Origin of the sequence: Pseudomonas chlororaphis subsp. piscium (assembly GCF_003850345.1) — a bacterium.
GTDB classification, from domain to species: domain Bacteria; phylum Pseudomonadota; class Gammaproteobacteria; order Pseudomonadales; family Pseudomonadaceae; genus Aquipseudomonas; species Aquipseudomonas piscium.
In genome coordinates this window covers 2068227-2090765 of the sequence record NZ_CP027707.1, presented here as the reverse complement: position 1 = coordinate 2090765, position 22539 = coordinate 2068227, and the positions used below count along the sequence as shown (strand labels likewise).

The 22539-nt window shown below is 64.2% G+C and carries 15 protein-coding genes; 10 read left to right on the top strand and 5 right to left on the bottom strand.

The genetic code is table 11. From position 1 onward, the window contains the following. Positions 1 to 17: 17 nt before the first annotated feature. The gene (locus tag C4K38_RS09560) at positions 18 to 782 is read right to left on the bottom strand and encodes a GntR family transcriptional regulator (RefSeq protein WP_007932193.1); all 765 of its coding nucleotides are present in this window, start codon (positions 780 to 782) and stop codon (positions 18 to 20) included. Between the two features lie 299 nt (positions 783 to 1081). On the opposite strand from C4K38_RS09560, the gene C4K38_RS09555 reads away from it, so the two are divergent. Continuing rightward, a complete protein-coding gene (locus C4K38_RS09555) occupies positions 1082 to 2272 on the top strand; it encodes a benzoate/H(+) symporter BenE family transporter (protein ID WP_053278122.1) in 1191 nt (396 codons plus the stop codon). A gap of 231 nt (positions 2273 to 2503) precedes the next feature. Here the strand turns inward: C4K38_RS09555 and C4K38_RS09550 are convergent, their stop codons facing one another. Next, a complete protein-coding gene (locus tag C4K38_RS09550; RefSeq protein WP_007932191.1) occupies positions 2504 to 2848 on the bottom strand; it encodes a YggL family protein in 345 nt (114 codons plus the stop codon). A gap of 233 nt (positions 2849 to 3081) precedes the next feature. Between C4K38_RS09550 and dacB the strand changes: the two genes are divergently transcribed. After that, positions 3082 to 4542 carry a D-alanyl-D-alanine carboxypeptidase/D-alanyl-D-alanine endopeptidase gene (gene dacB, locus C4K38_RS09545; protein WP_053278121.1) on the top strand — a complete coding sequence of 487 codons (1461 nt, stop codon included), beginning with the start codon at positions 3082 to 3084 and terminating at the stop codon, positions 4540 to 4542. Positions 4543 to 4593: 51 nt separating this feature from the next. Here dacB and C4K38_RS09540 read toward each other — a convergent pair whose 3' ends face one another. Both C4K38_RS09540 and rlmKL read right to left on the bottom strand, forming a co-directional pair. Continuing rightward, positions 4594 to 6993 (bottom strand): sensor domain-containing diguanylate cyclase, encoded by a 2400-nt coding sequence (locus tag C4K38_RS09540; protein ID WP_053278120.1) that lies wholly within the window; start codon positions 6991 to 6993, stop codon positions 4594 to 4596. A gap of 127 nt (positions 6994 to 7120) precedes the next feature. After that, positions 7121 to 9391 carry a bifunctional 23S rRNA (guanine(2069)-N(7))-methyltransferase RlmK/23S rRNA (guanine(2445)-N(2))-methyltransferase RlmL gene (gene rlmKL / locus C4K38_RS09535; protein WP_053278119.1) on the bottom strand — a complete coding sequence of 757 codons (2271 nt, stop codon included), beginning with the start codon at positions 9389 to 9391 and terminating at the stop codon, positions 7121 to 7123. A 556-nt stretch (positions 9392 to 9947) separates the two neighbouring features. Here rlmKL and rmf point away from each other — a divergent pair. Next, positions 9948 to 10163 carry a ribosome modulation factor gene (gene rmf / locus C4K38_RS09525; RefSeq protein WP_002553055.1) on the top strand — a complete coding sequence of 72 codons (216 nt, stop codon included), beginning with the start codon at positions 9948 to 9950 and terminating at the stop codon, positions 10161 to 10163. A 127-nt stretch (positions 10164 to 10290) separates the two neighbouring features. On the opposite strand, the gene C4K38_RS09520 is transcribed toward rmf, so the two are convergent. After that, complete coding sequence (locus tag C4K38_RS09520) at positions 10291 to 11310, bottom strand: quinone-dependent dihydroorotate dehydrogenase (protein ID WP_053278118.1); 1020 nt, start codon at positions 11308 to 11310, stop codon at positions 10291 to 10293. A 256-nt stretch (positions 11311 to 11566) separates the two neighbouring features. Between C4K38_RS09520 and C4K38_RS09515 the strand changes: the two genes are divergently transcribed. From C4K38_RS09515 to C4K38_RS09485, 7 genes are all read left to right on the top strand, one after another. Further along, positions 11567 to 12778, top strand: a complete 1212-nt coding sequence (locus C4K38_RS09515) for a CmpA/NrtA family ABC transporter substrate-binding protein (protein WP_053278117.1) — start codon at positions 11567 to 11569, stop codon at positions 12776 to 12778. Positions 12779 to 12793: 15 nt separating this feature from the next. Beyond that, the gene (locus C4K38_RS09510; protein WP_007932173.1) at positions 12794 to 13369 is read left to right on the top strand and encodes an ANTAR domain-containing response regulator; all 576 of its coding nucleotides are present in this window, start codon (positions 12794 to 12796) and stop codon (positions 13367 to 13369) included. 332 nt (positions 13370 to 13701) lie between these two features. Then, positions 13702 to 14913, top strand: a complete 1212-nt coding sequence (locus C4K38_RS09505) for a nitrate/nitrite transporter (protein ID WP_009047909.1) — start codon at positions 13702 to 13704, stop codon at positions 14911 to 14913. A gap of 7 nt (positions 14914 to 14920) precedes the next feature. Then, the gene (locus C4K38_RS09500) at positions 14921 to 16591 is read left to right on the top strand and encodes a bifunctional protein-serine/threonine kinase/phosphatase (RefSeq protein WP_053278116.1); all 1671 of its coding nucleotides are present in this window, start codon (positions 14921 to 14923) and stop codon (positions 16589 to 16591) included. Positions 16592 to 17053: 462 nt separating this feature from the next. Then, positions 17054 to 19507 carry a nitrite reductase large subunit NirB gene (nirB, locus tag C4K38_RS09495; protein ID WP_053278115.1) on the top strand — a complete coding sequence of 818 codons (2454 nt, stop codon included), beginning with the start codon at positions 17054 to 17056 and terminating at the stop codon, positions 19505 to 19507. Further along, positions 19504 to 19821, top strand: coding sequence for a nitrite reductase small subunit NirD (gene nirD, locus C4K38_RS09490; RefSeq protein WP_009047906.1), 318 nt, complete (start codon positions 19504 to 19506; stop codon positions 19819 to 19821). The genes nirB and nirD overlap by 4 nt, the downstream gene beginning before the upstream one ends. Continuing rightward, on the top strand, positions 19821 to 22538 hold the full coding sequence (locus tag C4K38_RS09485; protein ID WP_053278114.1) for a nitrate reductase: 2718 nt from the start codon (positions 19821 to 19823) through the stop codon (positions 22536 to 22538). Before nirD ends, C4K38_RS09485 begins: the two co-directional genes overlap by 1 nt. Position 22539: the final 1 nt, after the last annotated feature.

The window sequence follows — 22539 nt, the reverse complement described above, 5'->3', positions numbered from 1 at the left end:
GGGCCCGCTGCGATGTCTCAGAGCTTGGCGGGAGAGCGGCCCGGCTTCTTGGTTTGCAGCAGGTGCGAGAACACCGCGTGCAGGTCGTCCGAGGCGCTTTCTTCGTCGAGGTTGAGCTTGCTGTCGATATGATCCATGTGATGCATCATCAGGGTCACCGCCAGCTCCGCGTCACGGGCCTCGATAGCGTCGATCAGCTGGGTGTGCTCATCGTAGGAACAGTGCGAGCGGTTGCCGCTTTCGTACTGGGCGATGATCAGCGAGGTCTGGGATACCAGGCTGCGCTGGAAGCTGATCAGCGGGGCATTCTTCGCCGCTTCGGCGAGCTTCAGGTGGAACTCGCCCGACAGACGGATACCGGCGCCGCGATCGCCACGGGAGAAACTGTCGCGCTCGTCATTGACCATCTGCCGCAGCTCGGCAAGCTGCTCGGCCGTGGCGTGCTGCACCGCCAGCTCGGTGATCGCCCGCTCCACCAGCCGGCGCGCCATGAACACCTGGCGGGCTTCTTCGACACTCGGGCTGGCCACGACCGCACCGCGATTGGGTCGCAGCAGCACCACGCCTTCATGGGCCAGGCGCGACAGCGCACGACGAATGATGGTACGGCTGACCCCGAAAATTTCCCCCAGCGCCTCTTCGCTCAACTTGGTGCCGGGCGCCAGGCGCTGTTCGAGGATGGCCTCGAAGATATGCGCGTAGACAATATCGTCCTGGGTCCCGCTGCGACCGGCCTTGCCTGCTCGCGGTTGTTTCTTGAGGGGTTGCAACTGTTCGTTCATGGGCACTCGAGTCGGGAGAACTGCGGCGAATTGACCGTGACTGTAATACGGCACAGTGGGTCGCTGACAAGTATCGCGTAAAAACAATGGCACATTGTACACAACCCATAGGGTTTATTCGCAATAACTGTATGGTCCACAGGCTGTGACAACGACTGTACGGCCATTTGCCGCCCTGGCTGTATTGCAATGAATAGTTACTTTTACGTTTAGGCTTGGCCCCTGCTTTCGTCACCCAACGCCCCTGCGCCGGGCTTTCGGGTGGCAGATATCTTCATCAGAACAAGGAACAGTGCTCCATGTCCGACGCCTCCCTCGCGCCGTTACGCCCCCTGGCCGATACTTCGCCCTCGGCCGTAGTCGCCGGCTTCATCGCCATGATGACCGGCTACACCAGCTCCCTGGTGCTGATGTTCCAGGCCGGACAAGCCGCGGGGCTGACCAGCGGGCAGATTTCCTCCTGGATCTGGGCCATCTCCATCGGCATGGCCGTGTGCAGCATCGGCCTGTCCTTGCGTTACCGCACCCCGATCACCGTCGCCTGGTCGACCCCCGGCGCCGCGCTGCTGATCACCAGCCTGTCCGGCGTGAGCTACGGCGAAGCCATCGGCGCCTATATCACCTGCGCGGTGCTGGTGACCATCTGTGGCCTGACCGGCAGCTTCGAACGCCTGGTCAAGCGCATTCCGGCCTCCCTCGCCGCGGCGCTGCTGGCGGGCATCCTGTTCAAGATCGGCAGCGAGATCTTCGTCGCGGCGCAGCACCGCACCGGCCTGGTGCTGGGCATGTTCTTCAGCTATTTGCTGGTCAAGCGCCTGTCGCCACGCTACGCGGTGCTCGCCGCGCTGCTGATCGGCACCGCGCTGGCCGGGGTGATGGGCCTGCTGGACTTCAGCGAATTTCACCTGGAAGTCGCCACGCCGGTCTGGACCACCCCGCACTTCTCCCTGGCGGCGACCATCAGCATCGGCATCCCGCTGTTCGTGGTGGCCATGACCTCGCAAAACATGCCCGGGGTCGCGGTGCTGCGCGCCGACGGCTACAACGTCCCGGCCTCGCCACTGGTCACCACCACCGGTATCGCCTCCCTGCTGCTGGCGCCGTTCGGCTCCCACGGCATCAACCTGGCGGCCATCAGCGCGGCGATCTGCACTGGCCCTCATGCCCACGAGGACCGCAACAAACGCTACACCGCGGCAGTCTGGTGCGGGATTTTCTACGGCATTGCCGGGATCTTCGGCGCCACCCTGGCGGCCTTGTTCGCGGCACTGCCCAAGGAGCTGGTGCTGTCGATCGCCGCCCTGGCGCTGTTCGGCTCGATCATCAACGGCCTGAGCATCGCCATGAGCCAGGTGAAGGAACGCGAGGCGGCACTGATCACCTTTATGGTGACCGCCTCGGGCCTGACCCTGTTTTCCGTCGGCTCGGCATTCTGGGGAATAGTGGCCGGCGTGCTGACCCTGGTGATCCTGAACTGGAACCAGGAATGAGCCTGTAGCCGCTGCCGCAGGCCGCGATCGCGACCGAAGGGCGCGCAAGGTCTCAAGATCGCCGAAGCCCTTCGGGCTTATCGCAGCCTACGGCAGCGGCTACAACCCGCCCACGCGAAATCCCGGGAAACAGGCCCGAGGCATATAAAGGTTCTGTGGGGAATAAACAGATAAAGGCTGTACAGCGACAGCCGTGAGTCGGCAGCCCGGACGGGCCACCGACTCAGCACATCAGGCTACCGGATTGATCGAGTTTTCCGGGTACCAGACGTCCAGCAGCGGGCTGACTTCTACGCTGGTCAGCTCGGTGCGGGCCTTGAGCCAGGCTTCGACCTTGGCACGTTGCTCTTCGCTGACCGAACCGCGTTTGCTCAGGCAAACCAGGCCGAAGTCATCGCCACCAACATAGCCGAGGCCGTTGGCTTCCATCGCTTCTTTCAGGAACGCGTCGAGGAAAGCGTCAATAGCCTCTTCGGCCAGATCTTCTTTGAAATCCAGGTTCAGCTCAAAACCCAGCTCCTGAAATTCATCTACGCACAGTTTTTTGCGCAGACGGCGGGAACGGTTAGTGGCCATGGAACAATCCTCATAAGTAATATCGGGCGGCACTTTACCAGTTTAAGCAACCGATTGCCTGACTCTATGAGGGCTTCAGCCTGCCATTGGGAAAAAAATAGCGGATTAGCTCGCCGCGGCACGGCACAAGCCGCTATACCTTGGGGCATAATGCCGACACTTTCGTGACCACTGAGGGAATTTATCGTCATGCCCTCGTCTTTTCTCCCCTCGGCTGTAGGGTTTTACTTCACATGATCAAATCTTTGCGTCCACTTTTTCTTGCCGGTCTTCTTCTGCCCCTGGCCATTTCTGTTTCCGCCGCCCCCGTCAACACCACCCTTTCGCCCAAGGTTCAGCAGGCCCTCAAGGCCAGCAAACTGCAAGACAACGCCCTGTCGCTGGTGATGATTCCGCTCAACGGCCCGGGTACGGCCACGGTCTACAACGCCGACGTGTCGGTCAACCCGGCCTCCACCATGAAACTGGTCACCACCTACGCCGCCCTGGAAATGCTCGGCCCGACCCACCAGTGGAAAACCGAGTTCTACACCGACGGCACCCTGAGCGGCGGCATCCTCAACGGCAACCTGTACCTCAAGGGCGGCGGCGACCCCAAGCTGAACATGGAAAAACTCTGGTTGCTGATGCGCGACCTGCGGGCCAACGGCGTGCAGCAAGTGACCGGCGACCTGGTGCTGGACCGCAACTTCTTCGTGCAACCGCAACTGCCGCAGTTCAACGACGACGGCAATGACGAGAACAAGCCGTTCCTGGTCAAGCCCGACTCGCTGCTGGTCAACCTCAAGGCCCTGCGCTTCGTGGCGCGCAATGACTCGGGCAAGGTGCTGATTTCCGTCGAACCGCCGATTGCCAGCATTCGCATCGACAATCAGGTCAAGGCCATCGGCGGCAAACAGTGCACCGGCAACGTTCGCTATAACCCGGTCCCGCAGGCGGACGGCGGCGTGACCGTGACCGTCAACGGCCAGTTGGGCGACGGCTGCAGCTCCCAGACCTACCTGTCGCTGCTCGACCACGCGACCTACACCGCCGGCGCCGTACGCGCCATCTGGAAGGAACTGGGCGGCAGCATCCAGGGCAAGGACCGCCTGGCCGCCGTTCCAGCCAGCGCCAAGGTGCTGGCCCGGGCCTTCTCGCCGGACCTGGCGGAAATCATCCGCGACATCAACAAATACAGTAACAACACCATGGCCCAGCAGTTGTTCCTCAGCCTCGGCGCGCAATACCGCACCGAAGCCGATGGCGACGATGCCAAGGCGGCGCAACGTGTGGTGCGTCAGTGGCTGGCCAAGAAAGGCATCACCGCGCCGCATCTGGTGATGGAGAACGGTTCGGGCCTGTCCCGCGCCGAACGGGTCAGCGCCCGGGAAATGGCCTCCATGCTGCAAGCGGCCTGGAGAAGCCCGTACTCGGCGGAGTTCATCAGCTCGATGCCGATCGCCGGCATGGACGGCACCATGCGCAAGCGCCTGAAGCGCACCGCGATGTCCGGTGAAGCCCACGTGAAGACCGGGACCCTGAACACCGTGCGCGCCATCGCCGGCTACAGCCGCGACAGCAACGGCAACACCTGGGCCGTGGTGGCGATCCTCAACGATCCGAAGCCCTGGGGCGCGTCCTCGGTGCTCGATCAGGTGCTGCTGGATCTGTATCGCCAGCCGAAACTGGCAGACACCGCCTCGACCCTGTAAGCCGTCACTCGCAGATGGCGCGGCAACCCCGCGCCTCTGCCCTCTCCCGCCTCAAACCATCTCGGCCTCGACCCGGTCGCGCCCTGCCTGCTTGGCCGCATAGACCCCGGAATCCGCCCGCAGCAACAGCCCGTCGGCCCCTTCGTGCTCCCGCCAGCTGGCGATGCCGAAACTGGCCGTGACAACGCCCACGCCATCGATCGGCGAACTGCGCAGCCCACGCCACAGCTCCTCGGCCAGGACATAGGCCTGCCGGCCATCGGTATCCGGGCACAGCACCATGAACTCTTCGCCGCCCAACCGGCAAAACACATCCGTGCGCCGCAGACGAAGGCTGATGCGCTCACAGACACCGCGCAGCACCATGTCGCCGATGGCATGCCCATGCTGGTCGTTGATCCGCTTGAAGTGATCGATATCCAGCATGATCACCGCCAGATTGCCCACCCCGCGCTCGACCCGCGCCATTTCGGTCTGCAGGCGCTCCTGGAAATAGCGGCGGTTGTGGATACCAGTCAGCGAGTCGGTGACCGACAGGGCCCGCAACTCTTCCTCGACCCGCTTGAGGTCGGAGATGTCCGACAGATAGCCATGCCACAGCACCCCGCCCCCTGCCAGCCTTTCCGGGGTCGCCTCGCCGCGCACCCAGCGCAGGCCGCGTTGCGGTAGCTGCACCCGGTATTCCTCGCGCCAGGGGCTGAGTCTCTTTGCCGATGTCCAGATCGAGGTACGCACCCTGGCCACATCGCCGGGGTGAATACGCTCGAACACCGGCTCGGCGTCCAACTGCAGCTGTTGCGGCTCGATCTCGTAAATATCGCGGATGCCGTCACTGACGTAAGGGAAACTGGCATGGCCTTGGACATCCACCTGGAACTGGTAGATACCGCCAGGCACATGGGCACTGAGTTTTTTCAGCAGGCGATCGCGGGCCGCCAGCGCCTCATGGACCCGCTTGCGCTCGGTGATGTCGATGCAGATGGCCAGGTGCCCGACCCATAGCCCGTGATCGTCCAGTACCGGGGTGGCCAGCATGTTCACCACCAGATGGCTGCCATCCTGGCGCACCAGGGTCCACTCGCGGGTTTCATCGCCACTTTCTTCGGAACCGTCCACCAGCATCGCCTGGCACATCGGGATCTGCCGGTCGTAACGCTGGCTGAGCGCCTGCGCACGCACATTCAGCTCCGCGGGCAGATGCAGGCTTTCCAGGGTCAGATGGCCCACTACCTCGGCGCTCTTATAGCCGAGCATGCGTTCGGCCCCGGCATTGAAGGTGCTGATCACGCCGCGCAGGTCCGTGGCGATGATCGCCACCTGGGTCGCCGCATTGAGCACGCTGCGCAGTTGCCCATGGGTGCCGCGCAACTCCTGCTCCCTGACCCGCAGCTCTTCGGTGCGCTGTTCCACCAGCCGCAGCGCCCGCTGCCGCTGGCTGACCAGGACATACAGCAAGGCACTGAGCAGCAGACTCAGCAGAGTGCCGAGGATCACCTGGCTGGACACCGAAGAATGGTTGGCCTGGAGAAACAACGCGCTGGGGCGGATGTTCACCCGGTAATCATGGTCGGCCAGGCTCAGCACCCGGCTCACCGCCAGCGGGCTGTCCCCCGGGCCGTTGCTCGACTCATAGAGCTTGCCGTACGACTCGGCGGTCGACAGGTCGATGATCTGCACGAACAGGTTGTCCTGACTCTGCTCGGGCAGGCCATCGACCACCAGTTGGCGCATGCTGATCACCGCGATCACATAACCGTAAGGCTCGGGAGTCGACATGGCCACATCGGCGCGCAGGCTGACGGGGCTCGCGAGGATGATGCCGCGCGCATAGGAAGGCTCGACCCCCACCAAGCGCACCGGCTGCGAAACCGCCACGCCGCCGCGCAACCGCGCCCGCTCGAGGGTGTCGCGACGCATCGGCTGGGCCAGCAGGTCGAACCCCAGGGGCGAGCCCAGCGGGCTTTGGGTCTGGCTGTAGAGCACCGGGATGTACTCATCGCGCTCGACAGCTCGCTGCAGCTTGCCCTCGGCATTCAGGTCGGCAATGAAATAATTCGGCGCCCCCTGTTCCTGCGCCATGCGCTCGAACGATGCACGCTCGGTACCACTGACGCGCGGCGCCCAGGCGTAGGCCTGGGTGCGATGCAAGAGAGGTTTGGTGTAGCCGTCGAAGTCCTGGCGCGAGACCTCGCCGGAATTGATGAAGAAGCGCTTGAGACCATCCAGGCGCTGCTCCTGATCTTCGAAGCGCTCTTCGATGCGGCTATAACGTTCGCTGGCCAACAACTGGAAGCGTTGGCGCAACTGCTGCTGATACAGATTGAGGGTCGACCAGGCCAGCAGCCCGGTCAATACACAGCCAAACAGCAATACCAGTAACGCGACCAGCCAGGCCGACACGTCTTCGCTGATGAAGCCCAAGATTTTCGGGCGTACCGAGTGCAACGACATAAGCAGAACTCATAACGCCAGCGAACGTGAGCGTCACATGGGCTTGCATTGAGTTATAGCTATTAGCCACTAATTTGGCTAGAGCAAAGAGCCTTGAAAATCAAGGCTCTGTGGATCCAATCGAGCTTCAGCGGGCGGTGATTTTCCAGGCCCGGTGGATCTTGCCGTTACGGGCAAAATCCGGGTCGATGGTCTTGGCGGTAATCTCCTCGACGGTGTAACGTGCCGCCAGGTTTTCCTCGAGCTGGAACTTGCGGAAGTTGTTGGAGAAATACAGCACGCCACCGCTGGCCAACCGGGCCATGGCCAGGTCGAGCAGTTGCACGTGGTCACGCTGCACGTCGAACACCCCTTCCATGCGCTTGGAGTTGGAGAAGGTCGGCGGATCGATGAAGATCAGGTCGAACTCATCGCGGCAAGTCTCCAGCCAGGCCATGACATCGCCCTGCTCCAGACGGTTCTTGTCGGAGAAACCGTTGAGCGACAGGTTGCGCCGCGCCCAGTCCAGATAGGTTTTCGACAGGTCGACGCTGGTGGTGCTGCGCGCCCCGCCCTTGGCCGCGTGCACACTGGCGGTGGCGGTGTAGCAGAACAGGTTGAGGAAACGCTTGCCGGCGGCTTCTTTCTGAATCCGCAGGCGCATCGGCCGGTGGTCGAGGAACAGCCCGGTGTCAAGATAGTCGGTGAGGTTGACCAGCAGCTTCACGCCGCCTTCGCTGACCTCGGTGAACTTGCCCTGGGCGCTCTGGCGTTCGTACTGCTTGGTGCCGCTCTGGCGCTCGCGACGCTTGATCACCACCCGGTTCTTGTCGACGTTCAACGCCTGCGGAATGGCCGCCAGGGCATCGAACAGACGGGCCTGGGCTTTTTCCGGGTCGATGGATTTCGGCGCGGCGTATTCCTGCACGTGCACCCAGTCGTGGTACAGGTCGATGGCCAGGGAGTATTCCGGCATGTCGGCATCGTAGACGCGATAGCACTCGATGCCTTCGCGCTTGGCCCACTTGCCCAGCAACTTGAGGTTCTTCTGCAGGCGGTTGGCGAACATCTGCCCGCCTTCGCTCAGGCGCGCCTGCTCGACCACGGGGGCTGGAGCTGGCACCGGTTTGATCGGGTTGCCGTTCTTGTTGTACTGGCGCTCCTGCGGAACCAGCGGCGCTTTGTCGGCCTCGGCCTGTTCGCGCTCGATCTGCCGTTGTTCAGGAGTACGACGCTCGCCGGTGACGAACTGATCCGGCTGCACCTTGATCAGCAGCAGCTTGCACGGCAAGGCGCCGTTCCAGAACGAATACTGCTTGTGGCTGCGGATGCCCATGCGCTTGCCCAGGTCCGGCGCGCCGGTGAACACCGCCGCCTCCCAACCCAGACAGGCCTGACGCAGGCGCTCGCCCAGGTTCTGGTAGAGATACAGCAGGCTGGCTTCGTCACCCAGGCGCTCGCCGTAGGGCGGGTTGCTGATCACCAGGCCTTTCTGGTTCTGGTCGGGGCGCGGCTCGAAGGTCGCCACTTCGCCCTGGTAGATCTTGATCCACTCACTGAGGCCGGCGCGCTCGACGTTGTTGCGCCCTGGCTGGATCAGCCGCGGGTCGGCTTCATAACCGCGAATCCACAGCGGCGGCTTGGCCAGGCCGGCCTGGGCCCGTGCCTGGGCTTCTTCGTGCAGCTTGCGCCACAGGGCCGGGACGTGACCGAGCCAGGCGGTGAAGCCCCATTGCTCGCGCTTGAGGTTGGGGGCGATGTCGGCGGCGATCATCGCCGCCTCGACCAGGAAGGTGCCCACGCCGCACATCGGGTCGGCCAGGGCGCCGCCATTGGCCGCGATGCGTGGCCAGCCGGAACGGATCAGGATCGCCGCCGCGAGGTTTTCCTTCAGCGGCGCCGCGCCCTGCTGCAGGCGATAGCCGCGCTGGTGCAGGCTGTGGCCGGACAGGTCGAGGGAAAGGATGGCTTCGCCGCGGTCCAGGCGCAGGTGAATGCGCAGGTCCGGGTTGAGCTTGTCGATGGACGGACGCTCGCCGGTCGGCGTGCGCAGCCGGTCGACGATGGCATCCTTGACCTTCAAGGCGCCGAAGTGGGTGTTGTCAATGCCCGAGCCATGGCCGCTGAACTCCACCGCCAGGGTGCCGTCCGCCAGCATGTGGTCCTGCCAGTCGACGTCGTGCACGCCGTGATAGAGGTCTTCGGCGTCCTTCATCGGGAAGCGCTTGAGCACCAGCAGTACCCGGTTGGCCAGACGCGACCAGAGGCACAGACGGTAGGCGGTCTCCATGTCGGCCATGCCGCGCACGGCCGAGGTATGTTCGCGCGCGTCTTCAAGGCCAAGCCCGGCGGCTTCCTCGATGAGCAGGCCTTCAAGGCCTTTGGGACAGGTGAGGAAGAGTTCGTAGCGATCCGACATGGGAGTTCAGGGCCTTTAGCAATAAGTGAACGGACAACGCATCGTCCGCCCGGTTTTCAATCAAGCGCTTTTCTTGAAGAGCGCTCGCGTGGCACGAATCTGTGCCGTCCCGCCCCTGCTGTTCAGCTCGCCGCTAGCGGTGACCACTGGGGTCAAAAGAGCTTAGATGCCGGGGCAGATAATAAAGTCAGTGAAACAAAAGGTCATAACTCGACCTTTCATCGAATAATACCTGAGTGCAACGGGATGGAATTCTCACTAAAGCATTAAGCCCATCATCCAGTAAGAGGCTGATCAGAGCGAGGTTTGCCTGATTGACCCGATGAAAAACAGGCCGTTCTTATGGCCTCAACATCATTATCGTTACGTCCTTATGACAAAACGATCATTCCCACGTTGTGACGCATTGGTTAGAAATCAACTCAGGTTGGCGCCGCAATGACGCCAACGCCACGCTCGCGACGCCGGCAGCGAGCACCAACGGCAGAAGCATTCTGCCCGGCCTCAAACGAGGTCGACGGGACATAAGACAGTCAACAAGTGAGGGAAACACCCTATGAGAAGACTTAAGCGTGATCCGTTGGAAAGAGCATTTTTGCGCGGATATCAGTATGGCGTTCATGGCAAGTCCCGTGAGCTTTGCCCATTTACTCTACCGTCGGTACGCCAAGCCTGGATCAATGGCTGGCGCGAAGGACGCGGCGACAACTGGGACGGTATGACCGGCACTGCGGGAATCCACAGACTCAACGAACTTCACGCCGTCGGCTAAAACAGGGCACACATTCCGACACCAAAATCTGAATACGTAACGACTTAACCACGCACGTCCCATCCGGACGGCGGGCTGCGGCCCAGGGGCTCCTTTCAGGAGCCCTTTTTATTGGCCGCGCAAAAACTCAGCGCAACGCCGCGATCGCGTCCACCGATTCGCGAATCAGCGCCGGGCCCTTGTAGATGAAGCCCGAATACAACTGCACCAGGCTGGCGCCGGCGGCGATCTTTTCCGCCGCATGCTTGCCTTCGGTGATACCGCCCACCGCGATGATCGGCAAACGCCCGGCCAGCTCGCCCGCCAGCACCTTCACGGCGTGGGTGCTCTTGTCGCGCACCGGCGCGCCGGACAGGCCGCCCGCCTCGTCACCATGCTCCATGCCTTCGACACCGACACGGCTCAGGGTGGTGTTGGTGGCGATGACCGCATCCATCCCGGTCTCGATCAGGGCCCGCGCCACTTCGGCGGTTTCTTCGTCGGTCATGTCCGGGGCGATCTTGATCGCCAGCGGTACCCGCTTGCCATGCTGCACCGCCAGCTCCTGCTGACGCTGGCTGAGGGCGCCGAGCAGCTGCTTGAGCGACTCGCCGAACTGCAGGCTGCGCAGGCCCGGGGTGTTGGGCGAACTGACGTTGACCGTCACGTAGCTGGCATGGGCATACACCTTGTCCAGGCAGATCAGGTAGTCATCCACCGCGCGCTCGACTGGGGTGTCGAAGTTCTTGCCGATGTTGATCCCCAGCACGCCCTTGTACTTGGCGGCCGCCACCCGGGCCAGCAACTGATCGACGCCCAGGTTGTTGAAGCCCATGCGGTTGATGATGGCTTCGGCTTCCGGCAGGCGGAAGATCCGTGGCTTGGGGTTGCCCGGCTGTGGACGCGGGGTGATGGTGCCGATTTCGACGAAACCGAAACCCAATTGGGCAAAACCGTCGATGGCCGCACCGTTCTTGTCCAGGCCAGCCGCGAGGCCGACCGGGTTCGGGAAGTCCAGGCCCATGACCTTCACCGGCATCTGCGCCGGCGCCTTGCACAGCAAGCCATTGAGGCCCAAACGCCCGCCCGCACCGATCAGGTCCAGGGACAGATCATGGGAGGTTTCCGGGGAGAGTTTGAACAACAGCTGGCGGGCCAGGGTATACATGGGCGGGCTTGACTCGGTGGCGGCGAAATGAGGCGGCGATTATAGCCGGGCATGGGGCTCGCAGGCGAGGCACGCGGCGAAATCAGCGGTGAATGGCATATGCCTTGCACCACAACCGGCATCAGCACCCAGGCCAATGGCGGCGTGGGTCGAAAGACAAAGGCGTCGTTACCCCGCCGGCTCTGCCTGGCGTGCGGGTGCGACGTTTTTTTATGGAAGCTTTTTATGGCCGCTTTTTTATGGAGGACGCCACCCCATGAATGAACACCCCGTCAGCCCGCTGGCCTGGGTCAACGGCAGCGATGCCCCGGAAAAGACCGCGATCAACCTCGGCTTCATGGCCTTGAGCGACTGCGCCTCGGTGGTGGTCGCCGCCACCCAGGGCTTCGCCCAGCCTTACGGCCTGACCCTGAACCTCAAGCGCCAGGCGTCCTGGGCCAACCTGCGGGACAAGCTGGTGAGTGGCGAGCTGGATGCCGCCCACAGCCTGTACGGTCTGATCTACGCCGTGCACCTGGGCATCGGCGGGGTCAACGCCAGCGACATGGCGGTGCTGATGGGCCTGAACCAGAACGGCCAGAGCATCAACCTCTCGCGGGAACTGCAGGCCCTGAACGTGACCAGTCCTGAAGCGCTTCATCGGCATGTGCACCAAAGCCGGGCAAGGCTGACCTTCGCCCAGACCTTCCCCACCGGCACCCACGCCATGTGGCTGTATTACTGGCTGGCCGCCCAGGGCATCCACCCGTTGCAGGATGTCGACAGCGTGGTGGTGCCGCCGCCGCAAATGGTCGCGCACCTGCAGGCCGGGCGCATCGACGGCTTTTGCGTGGGCGAGCCCTGGAGCGCCAGCGCGGTGAACCAGGACCTGGGCTTCACCCTGGCCACCAGCCAGGCGATCTGGCCCGACCACCCGGAAAAAGTCCTCGGCTGCACCCGCGCCTTCGTCGAGCAGTACCCGAACACCGCGCGGGCCTTGGTCATGGCGATCCTCGAGGCCAGCCGCTTCATCGAGCAGAGCCGCGAGAACCGCCAGAGCACCGCGCAACTGCTGAGCGCCAGCGACTACCTCGATGCACCGCTGGACTGCATCGAGCCGCGTCTGCTCGGCGAGTATGCCGACGGCCTCGGCAACCGCTGGCAGGACCCGCACGCGCTACGCTTTCATAATGAAGGCGCGGTCAACCTGCCGTATCTGTCCGACGGCATGTGGTTCATGACCCAGTTCCGCCGCTGGGGCTTGCTGCGCGAAGACCCGGACTACCTGGGCATCGCGCGCCAGGTGCAGCAACTCGAGCTCTATCGTGAAGCCGCCACCGCCGTCGGTGTCGCGTCCTGGGGCCAGGACATGCGCAGCAGCCAGTTGATCGACGGCAAGCGGTGGGACGGTTCGGACCCGGCCGCCTATGCCCGCAGCTTCCCGCTGCACGCCATGAGCGACAGCTCCCCTCTTCTCGCCAGCCGCTGACAGGAGCCCGAGACCATGTTGCGTATCCTGCTGATCAACGACACCGCCAAGAAGGTCGGTCGGCTCAAGGCGGCCCTGATGGAAGCCGGTTTCGAGGTGATCGACGAGTCGGGCCTGACCATCGACCTGCCGACGCGCGTCGAAACGGTGCGTCCGGACGTGATCCTGATCGATACCGAGTCACCGAGCCGCGATGTGATGGAGCAAGTGGTATTGGTCAGCCGCGACCAGCCACGGCCAATCGTGATGTTCACCGACGAGCACGACCCCGACGTGATGCGCCACGCCATCAAGTCCGGGGTCAGTGCCTACATAGTCGAAGGCATCCAGGCCCAGCGCCTGCAACCCATTCTCGATGTGGCCATGGCCCGCTTCGAGAGCGACCAGGCCCTGCGCGCGCAACTGCAGGCCCGCGACCAGCAGTTGGCCGAGCGCAAGCGCATCGAGCTGGCCAAGGGCCTGTTGATGAAGATGAAAGACTGCAACGAAGAACAGGCCTACACCCTGATGCGCCGCCAGGCCATGAGCCGGCAGCAGAAGCTGATCCAGGTGGCGGAACAGATCATCGCCATGAGCGAGTTGCTGGGCTGAAAGCTCGCGGTGCCGGTGCGGGCCCCATCGCGGGCAAGCCTCGCTCCTACGGAAACTCACAATCTTCTTCTGTAGGAGCGAGGCTTGCCCGCGATCAGGAACACCGGGACTGCAACTCTTGGCACAAATCTGGCTATGTAATCGACACAGGTAACCAACGGCGGTTGCCCCACCTACGACAAAGACGTCGCACACCCTTCTCGCCCTAGCGAAACGGGTTGCGGCGTTTTTTCGTTTTGGCCCCACAGCCCGGGGCCGGTGGAGCGGCCGTAATGGCGCCCCACGCAAAAGCTCATGACTCCTTTCGAGATTCTTAACAGCTGAGGTGCGCGATGAATTCAAGCTTCTGGAAATCCGGCCACACCCCGACATTGTTCGCGGCCTTCCTCTACTTCGACCTGAGCTTCATGGTCTGGTACCTGCTTGGCCCGCTGGCCGTGCAGATCGCCGCCGACCTGCAACTGACCACCCAGCAGCGCGGGCTGATGGTGGCCACGCCGATCCTGGCCGGCGCGGTGCTACGCTTCGCCATGGGCCTGCTGGCCGATCGCCTGTCGCCCAAGACCGCCGGGCTGATCGGCCAGGTGATTGTCATCGGCGCGCTGTTCTGCGCCTGGAAGCTGGGCATCCACAGCTATGAACAGGCCTTGCTGCTGGGGCTGTTCCTGGGCATGGCCGGCGCCTCGTTCGCCGTGGCCCTGCCGCTGGCTTCGCAATGGTATCCGCCACAGCACCAGGGCAAGGCGATGGGCATCGCCGGGGCCGGCAACTCTGGCACGGTATTCGCGGCCCTGTTCGCCCCCTTGCTGGCCGGCGCCTTCGGCTGGAGCAACGTGTTCGGCTTCGCCCTGATCCCGTTGGTCCTGACCCTGGTGCTGTTCGCCTGGCTGGCCAAGAACGCCCCGGAACGGCCCAAGGCCAAATCCATGGCCGACTACTTCAAGGCCCTGGGCGACCGCGACAGCTGGTGGTTCATGTTCTTCTACAGCGTGACCTTCGGCGGCTTCATCGGCCTGGCCAGCGCCCTGCCCGGCTACTTCAACGACCAGTACGGCCTGAGCCCGGTCACCGCCGGCTACTACACCGCCGCCTGCGTGTTCGGTGGCAGCCTGATGCGGCCGCTGGGCGGCGCCCTGGCCGATCGTTTCGGCGGCATTCGCACCCTGCTGGTGATGTACAGCGTCGCGGCGGTGTGCATCGCCGCGGTCGGTTTCAACCTGCCAAGCTCCTACGCGGCCCTGGCCCTGTTCGTGTGCACCATGCTCGGCCTGGGTGCCGGTAACGGCGCGGTGTTCCAACTGGTGCCCCAACGTTTCCGCCGCGAGATCGGGGTGATGACCGGGCTGATCGGCATGGCCGGCGGCATTGGCGGTTTCGCCCTGGCCGCGGGCATGGGCGCGATCAAGCAAAGCACCGGCAGCTATCAACTGGCCCTGTGGCTGTTCGCCAGCCTGGGCGTGCTGGCCTGGTTCGGCCTGCACGGAGTGAAACGCCGCTGGCGGACCACCTGGGGCTCCGCTGCCGTCACCGCGGCGCGGGTCTGAGCAGCCCATGAGCCTGCGACTGAGCCACGCCCAGGCCAGCGCCATCGGGCCGCGCACGGAAAACCAGGACGCCTTGCGCCTGGTCACTCCGGCGCCGACCCTGGCCGCCAGCAAGGGCCTGCTGTTTGCCATCGCCGACGGCGTCAGCCAATGCGCCGACGGCGGCCTGGCCGCGCGCTCGACCTTGCAGGCACTGGCACTGGACTACTACGCCACCCCGGAAACCTGGGCCGTGGCCCAAGCCCTGGAGCGCCTGCTGCTGGCACAGAATCGCTGGTTGCAGGCCAACGGCGGCGGCCAGCCGCTGCTGACTACCGTCAGCGCCCTGGTGCTGCGCGGCCGACGTTTTACCCTGGCCCATGTCGGCGATTGCCGGGTCTATCGCTGGCACGCCGATCAGTTGCAACGGATCAGCGACGATCACGTCTGGGACCAGCCCGGCATGCAGCACGTGCTCAAGCGTGCCTTGGGCCTGGACCAGCATCTGGTGGTGGACTTCCTCGATGGCGAGCTGCGGGAAAACGAAAGTTTCCTGATGCTCAGCGACGGGGTCTGGGCCACCCTGGGCGACACCGCCATCGCCGCGATCCTGCGCGACCAGCCCGACCTCGACAGTGCGGTGCAGACCCTGGTCAGCGCCGCGCACCTGGCCGGCAGCCAGGACAATGCCAGCGCCCTGCTGGTGCGGGTCGAGGCCCTGGGCGAAAGCTCCATCGGCGATGCCCTGATTCACTTGCAGCAATGGCCACTGCCGCCGGCTCTCAAGCCGGGCCAGCACTTCGAAGGCTGGCAGGTCGCCGAGGTGGTCGGGCAGAGCCAGCAATCCCTGCTGTACCGCGTGCTCGATGCGCAACAACAACCCTGGCTGCTGAAAACCCTGCCCGGCCATCTGCACGACGATCACCAGGCCGGGCAATCGCTGCTGTCAGAGGAGTGGTTCCTGCGTCGGGTGGCCGGCCGGCACTTTCCCGAAGTGCATGCCGCGACCGCCCGCCAGCATCTGTATTACGTGATGCGCGAATACCCGGGGCAGACCCTGGCCGATTATCTGCGACAACATGGCCCCTTGCCGCTGGCGCAGTGGCAGGACCTGGCCGAGCGTCTGCTGCGGGCCGTGGGTCTGCTGCACCGCCGGCAGATCCTGCACCGCGACATCAAGCCGGACAACCTGCTGCTCGGGGACGACGGCGAGCTGCGCCTGCTGGACTTCGGCCTGGCCTATTGCCCCGGCTTGTCCGAGGACCAGGCGCACCTGCTGCCCGGCACCCCGAGCTATATCGCCCCAGAGGCTTTCAGCGGCGTGGCGCCGACACCGCGGCAGGACCTGTACGCAGTGGGCGTGACCCTCTACCACTTGCTGACCGGGCATTTTCCCTACGGCGAAATCGAAGCCTTCCAGCGCCCGCGCTTCACCACCCCGGTCAGCGCCAGCCGTTATCGCCCGGACCTGCCGGACTGGCTCGAAGAGAGCCTGGAGCGCGCGGTACAGGCCGATCCGGCCCAGCGTTATGAAACCGCCGAAGAGTGGTTGCTGGTGCTGGAACAGGGCGAACGCCGCAGCCTCAGCGTGCGCCCCAGGCCGCTGCTGGAACGCGAGCCCTTGAAGGTCTGGCGCACCCTGGCGCTGGTCTCGCTGTTGCTCAACCTGCTGTTGCTGTACCTGTTCCTGCATCACTGATAGCACCCGTAACCCTGTAGCCGCTGTCGAGCCCCAGCGAGGCTGCGCTCGACCGCATAGCGGGCGCCAATCCAAACGACCGTGCAGGTCAGGCACACCGAGCTGGCAGGTTTACGGGGCTGCGCCCCGATCGCAGCCTCGCCGGGGCTCGGCAGCGGCTACAGGTTGCTCCAGAAACGGGCAAGACGCTTTGAATCGGTGCAGAAAATCCTCCTCCCAGGCCTGAGACAGGCTTTCAGCCCCGCTAAAACCGCCATTGGCGGAACTTGGCACAACCACTGCATTAACTCTCCCAACAGCACATACGACCCGGCCTTCAACGACGAAGGATGGGTTTTCCCGAGAGAACGGGACCGGACAAAGGCGTCCTGCCAGGCAACTGGCGGGACGCCTTTTTTGTTTGCGCAACCTTTATCGAGCCAGGCCCGGCATGCCCGACGGCCTGTCTACGCGGAGAGCGAAATGAAGAAACTCAAACTGGTGATGATCGGCAACGGCATGGCCGGGGTTCGCACCCTGGAAGAGCTGCTCAAGCTGAGCAATGAGCTGTACGACATCACAGTCTTTGGCGCGGAACCCCACACCAACTACAACCGCATCCTGCTCTCCCCCGTACTGGCCGGCGAACAGACTTTCGAAGAGATCGTACTCAACGACCTGAGCTGGTACCTGGACAACAACATCAAGCTGCTGCTCAACCGTAAGGTGGTGCAGATCGACCGGGTCAAGCGCCGGGTGATCGCCGAAGACGGCAGCGAAGCCGAGTACGACCGCCTGCTGATCGCCACCGGCTCGACCCCGTTCATCCTGCCGATTCCCGGCAACGACCTGCAGGGCGTGATCGGCTACCGAGATATCGCCGACACCCAGGCGATGATTGACACCGCCAAGACCCACAAGCACGCGGCGGTCATCGGCGGCGGCCTGCTCGGCCTGGAAGCCGCCAACGGCCTGATGCTGCGTGGCATGGACGTGACCGTGGTGCACATCGGCGAATGGCTGCTGGAGCGCCAGCTGGACAAGACCAGCGGCCAGCTGCTGCAAACCGCCCTGGAAAGCCGTGGCCTGAAATTCCGCCTGAGCGAACAGACCCAGGCCCTGCACGACGCGGGCAATGGCCGGGTCGGCTCGGTGCAGTTCAAGAACGGCGACATCATCCCCGCCGACCTGGTGGTAATGGCCGCGGGCATCCGGCCCAATACCGAGCTGGCGGAAAAAGCCGGCCTGCCTTGCAGCCGCGGGATCCTGGTCAACGACACCCTGCAGACCTACGACCCGCGCATCTACGCCATTGGCGAATGCGCCAGCCACCGTGGTATCGCCTACGGCCTGGTGGCGCCGCTGTTCGAGCAGGCCAAGGTCTGCGCCAACCACCTGGCGCAACTGGGCTTCGCCCGCTACCAGGGCTCGGTGACCTCGACCAAGTTGAAAGTCACCGGTATCGACCTGTTCTCCGCCGGCGACTTCATGGGCGGCGAAGGCACCGAGACCATCACCCTCTCCGACCCCATCGGCGGCGTGTACAAGAAGCTGGTGATCAAGGATGACGTCCTGGTCGGCGCCTGCCTGTACGGCGACACCGCCGACGGCGGCTGGTACTTCCGGCAGATCCGCGAGAACCACGCCATCGGCGAGATCCGCGACCACCTGATGTTCGGCGAGAACGCCTTGGGCGACGTCGGCCACCAGGGCCAGGACAAGGCTATGAGCATGGCCGACAGCGCCGAAGTCTGCGGCTGCAACGGCGTGTGCAAAGGCACCATTGTCAAGGCGATCCAGGAGCATGGCCTGTTCAGCGTCGACGAGGTCAAGAAGCACACCAAGGCCGCCAGCTCCTGCGGTTCCTGTGCCGGCCTGGTGGAACAGATCCTGATCAACACCGTGGGCGGCGCGGCCGACGTCAAGCCGAAAAGCGAGAAGGCCATCTGCGGCTGCAGCGACCTCAACCACGGGCAGATCCGCCAAGCGATCCGCGAACAGCACCTGCTGACCATAGCTGGCGCCATGAGCTACCTGAACTGGCGCACGCCCAACGGCTGCGCCACCTGCCGCCCGGCGCTGAACTACTACCTGATCTCCACCTGGCCGGGCGAGGCCAAGGACGATCCGCAATCGCGCCTGATCAACGAACGGGCCCACGCCAATATCCAGAAAGACGGCACCTATTCGGTGGTGCCGCGGATGTGGGGCGGCGTCACCACGCCTTCCGAACTGCGGCGCATCGCCGACGTGGCGGACAAGTACCAGGTACCGATGGTCAAGGTCACCGGCGGCCAGCGCATCGACCTTCTGGGTATCAAGAAGCAGGACCTGCCCGGGGTCTGGAAGGACCTGGACATGCCCTCCGGCCATGCCTACGGCAAGTCCATCCGCACCGTGAAAACCTGCGTCGGCAGCGAGTTCTGCCGCTTCGGCACGCAGAACTCCACCCAGCTGGGCATCGAACTGGAACACGACCTGTTCAACATGTGGTCGCCGCACAAGGTCAAGCTGGCGGTCTCCGGCTGCCCGCGCAACTGCGCCGAGGCCGGGATCAAGGACGTCGGCATCATCGGCGTCGACTCGGGCTGGGAGATGTACATCGGTGGCAATGGCGGGATCAAGACCGAGGTCGCGGAGTTCTTCGTCAAACTGAAAACCGCCGACGAGGTGCGCGAATACAACGGTGCTTTCCTGCAGCTGTACCGCGAGGAAGCCTTCTACCTGGAGCGCACCGTGCACTACTTGCAACGGGTCGGCATGGCGCATATCAAGCAAGCCATCATCGAAGACCCACAGCGGCGCAAGGCCCTCAACGAGCGCCTGCAATTCGCCCTGTCCTTCGAACAGGACCCTTGGAAGGAGCGCCTGGAACAGCCGCAGCTGAAAAAAGAGTTCGAGCCGATCCGCGTCAAGCAGCTGGAGGTGCAGCCATGAACTGGCTGGATATCTGCGCCCTGGACGAAATCAACGCCCTGGGCTCGCGCATCGTCAACGGCCCCAAGGGCGACATCGCGATCTTTCGCACCAGCGACGACGAGGTCTTCGCCCTCGACGACCGCTGCCCGCACAAGGGCGGGCCGCTGTCCCAGGGGCTGATCTACGGCAAGAAGGTCGCCTGCCCGCTGCACAACTGGCAGATCGACCTGGAGTCCGGCGAGGCGCAGGCACCGGATATCGGCTGCGCCCACCACCATCTGGCGCGGGTGGAAAACGGCCGCGTGCTGCTGGCCCTGCGGGATGCCGGCTGATGAACCACCAAACGACCGCCTCGACCTGCTGTTACTGCGGCGTTGGCTGTGGCGTGCTGATCGAGCACGACGGCGAACGCATCCTCGGCGTCAGTGGCGACCCGAGCCACCCGGCCAATCACGGCAAACTGTGCAGCAAGGGTTCCACCCTGCACCTGACCGGCGACCTCGCGGCCCGCGCCCTGTACCCGGAATTGCGCCTGGGCAAGGCCCTGGCCCGCAGCCGCACCGACTGGGACACCGCGCTGGAGCATGCGGCCAACCTATTTGCCGAAACCATCGCCGAACACGGCCCGGACAGCGTGGCCTTCTATATCTCCGGGCAATTGCTCACCGAGGACTACTACACCTTCAATAAGCTGGCCCGGGCCCTGGTGGGCACCAACAACATCGACAGCAATTCGCGGCTGTGCATGTCTTCGGCGGTGGTCGGCTATAAACGCAGCCTGGGCGCCGACGCCCCACCCTGCAACTACGAAGACCTCGAACTGAGCGACTGCGTGATGATCGTCGGCAGCAACATGGCCTACGCCCATCCGGTGCTGTTCCGCCGCCTGGAACAGGCCAAACGCCTGCGCCCGCAGATGAAGGTGATCGTCATCGACCCACGGCGCACCGACACTTGCGACCTGGCCGACCTGCACCTGGCGATCCTGCCCGGCACCGATGTCGCGCTGTTCCACGGCATCCTGCATCTGCTGCTGTGGCAGGATTGGATCGATCGCGACTTCATCCAGGCGCACACCGAAGGCCTGGCCGAGCTGAAGAACCTGGTCCACGACTACAGCCCGCACATGGTCGCGCAGCTGTGCGGCATCAGCGTCGAGCAGTTGCGCCAGTGCGCCGAATGGGTCGGCACCGCGCCGAGCTTCCTGTCGCTGTGGTGCATGGGGCTGAACCAGTCCAGTGCTGGCAGCGCGAAAAACAGCGCGCTGATCAACCTGCACCTGGCCACCGGGCAGATCGGTCGCCCCGGGGCTGGCCCTTTCTCCCTCACCGGCCAGCCGAATGCCATGGGTGGCCGGGAAACCGGCAGCCTGTCGAACCTGCTGCCGGGGCACCGGGACGCCGCCAACCCGGAGCATCGGGCTGAGGTCGCGGCCTATTGGGGCGTCGAGCAATTGCCGGCCAACCCCGGCCTGACCGCGATCGAGCTGTTCGAACAGCTGCGCGGCGGCAAGATCAAGGCACTGTGGATCGCCTGCACCAACCCGGCACAGTCGTTGCCTGACCAGAACGCGGTGCGGGAAGCCTTGCTGAATTGCCCGTTCGTGGTCCTGCAGGAAGCCTTCCGCACCACCGAGACCGCGGCCTTTGCCGACCTGCTGCTGCCCGCCGCCAGCTGGGGCGAGAAGGAAGGCAGCGTGACCAACTCGGAACGGCGCATCTCCCATGTGCGTCGCGCCGTGGCCGCTCCAGGCGAAGCACGTCCGGACTGGGCCATCACCCTGGACTTTGCCCGGCGCCTGGAACAGCGCCTGCGCCCGCAACAACCCAGCCTGTTCGCCCTGGATACGCCTGCCCAGCTGTTCGATGAATACAAACTGCTGACCCGCGGCCGCGACCTGGACCTTTCCGGCATCAGTCACGCGCTGATCGACCAACTGGGCCCGCAGCAATGGCCCTTCCCCGCCGGCGCCGAACAAGGGACACCGCGGCTGTACGTTGACGGCCGCTTCCCCACCGCCAGCGGGCGGGCACAGTTCGTCAGCGACCCGTATCGCGCGGCCAAGGAACAGCGTGATGCACGTTTCCCCCTGACCCTGATCACCGGCCGCCTGCGAGATCAATGGCACGGCATGAGCCGCACCGGCACCGCGGCCCAGCTGTTTGGGCATGTCAGCGAAGCCGTCCTCAGCCTGCACCCGGACGAGCTGCGGCGGCAGAACCTGCAAGCGGGTGACCTGGTGTCGCTGAAAAGCCGTCGCGGCAGCGTGATAGTCGCCGTGGCGGACGACGACAGCGTGCGTCCGGGCCAGGCTTTTCTGCCGATGCATTGGGGCGATCGGTTTCTCAAGGGTGGCGTCAATGCCGTGACCCAACCAGCATTCGACCCACTGTCCAAGCAGCCGGAACTCAAGCACAGCGGTGTACGCCTGGAGCCGGTGCAGCTGCCGTGGCAGCTGTTCGCCCTGATCGAAGGCGACGTGCAGCGGCACTTCGAAGCTCTGCGTCCGCTCTGCGAAAACTTCGCCTACGTCAGCCTGAGCCTGGCCGGTCGCGAACGCCCGGCCCTGCTGCTGCGGGTGGCCAACGCCGAGGCGCCGGCACCACAGCTGCTCAAGGACATCGACCAGTTGCTGGGGCTCAACGAAGGCCCGGTGCTGGCCTATGACGATCCACGGCGCTCCATCGGCAAGCGGGTACGCATCGAACAGGGACGGATCACCGCCATTCGCCTGGCCGGTGAAACCCTGGCCCAGCACTGGCTGCAGAACCTGTGGCTGGAGGGCAAGGCCGATGAGCAACTGCGCCGCTGGCTGCTGGCGCCAATGAGCGCACCGCCAGGGGCGGCCGGGTTGATCGCCGTGAGTGGCAAGACCTTGTGCAACTGCAAGAACGTCAGCCAGAACGCGGTCTGCGCCGGGATCTCCCGCGGCCTGGACCTCAATGGCCTGAAACAGGAACTGGGCTGCGGCACTCAATGCGGCTCCTGCGTCCCCGAAATCAAACGTCTGCTGGCCAGCTCGGCACAGCCCGTCGCAATCCCCCTGTGAG

Coding starts and splice junctions, on each gene's coding strand:
- C4K38_RS09550 (WP_007932191.1), bottom strand. CDS start 2,848: ATGGCCACTAACCGTTCCCGCCGTCTGCGCAAAAAACTGTGCGTAGAT.
- C4K38_RS09540 (WP_053278120.1), bottom strand. CDS start 6,993: ATGTCGTTGCACTCGGTACGCCCGAAAATCTTGGGCTTCATCAGCGAA.
- C4K38_RS09485 (WP_053278114.1), top strand. CDS start 19,821: ATGAACCACCAAACGACCGCCTCGACCTGCTGTTACTGCGGCGTTGGC.
- rlmKL (WP_053278119.1), bottom strand. CDS start 9,391: ATGTCGGATCGCTACGAACTCTTCCTCACCTGTCCCAAAGGCCTTGAA.
- dacB (WP_053278121.1), top strand. CDS start 3,082: ATGATCAAATCTTTGCGTCCACTTTTTCTTGCCGGTCTTCTTCTGCCC.
- C4K38_RS09520 (WP_053278118.1), bottom strand. CDS start 11,310: ATGTATACCCTGGCCCGCCAGCTGTTGTTCAAACTCTCCCCGGAAACC.
- C4K38_RS09560 (WP_007932193.1), bottom strand. CDS start 782: ATGAACGAACAGTTGCAACCCCTCAAGAAACAACCGCGAGCAGGCAAG.
- C4K38_RS09500 (WP_053278116.1), top strand. CDS start 14,921: ATGAGCCTGCGACTGAGCCACGCCCAGGCCAGCGCCATCGGGCCGCGC.
- C4K38_RS09510 (WP_007932173.1), top strand. CDS start 12,794: ATGTTGCGTATCCTGCTGATCAACGACACCGCCAAGAAGGTCGGTCGG.
- rmf (WP_002553055.1), top strand. CDS start 9,948: ATGAGAAGACTTAAGCGTGATCCGTTGGAAAGAGCATTTTTGCGCGGA.
- C4K38_RS09505 (WP_009047909.1), top strand. CDS start 13,702: ATGAATTCAAGCTTCTGGAAATCCGGCCACACCCCGACATTGTTCGCG.
- nirD (WP_009047906.1), top strand. CDS start 19,504: ATGAACTGGCTGGATATCTGCGCCCTGGACGAAATCAACGCCCTGGGC.
- C4K38_RS09555 (WP_053278122.1), top strand. CDS start 1,082: ATGTCCGACGCCTCCCTCGCGCCGTTACGCCCCCTGGCCGATACTTCG.
- C4K38_RS09515 (WP_053278117.1), top strand. CDS start 11,567: ATGAATGAACACCCCGTCAGCCCGCTGGCCTGGGTCAACGGCAGCGAT.
- nirB (WP_053278115.1), top strand. CDS start 17,054: ATGAAGAAACTCAAACTGGTGATGATCGGCAACGGCATGGCCGGGGTT.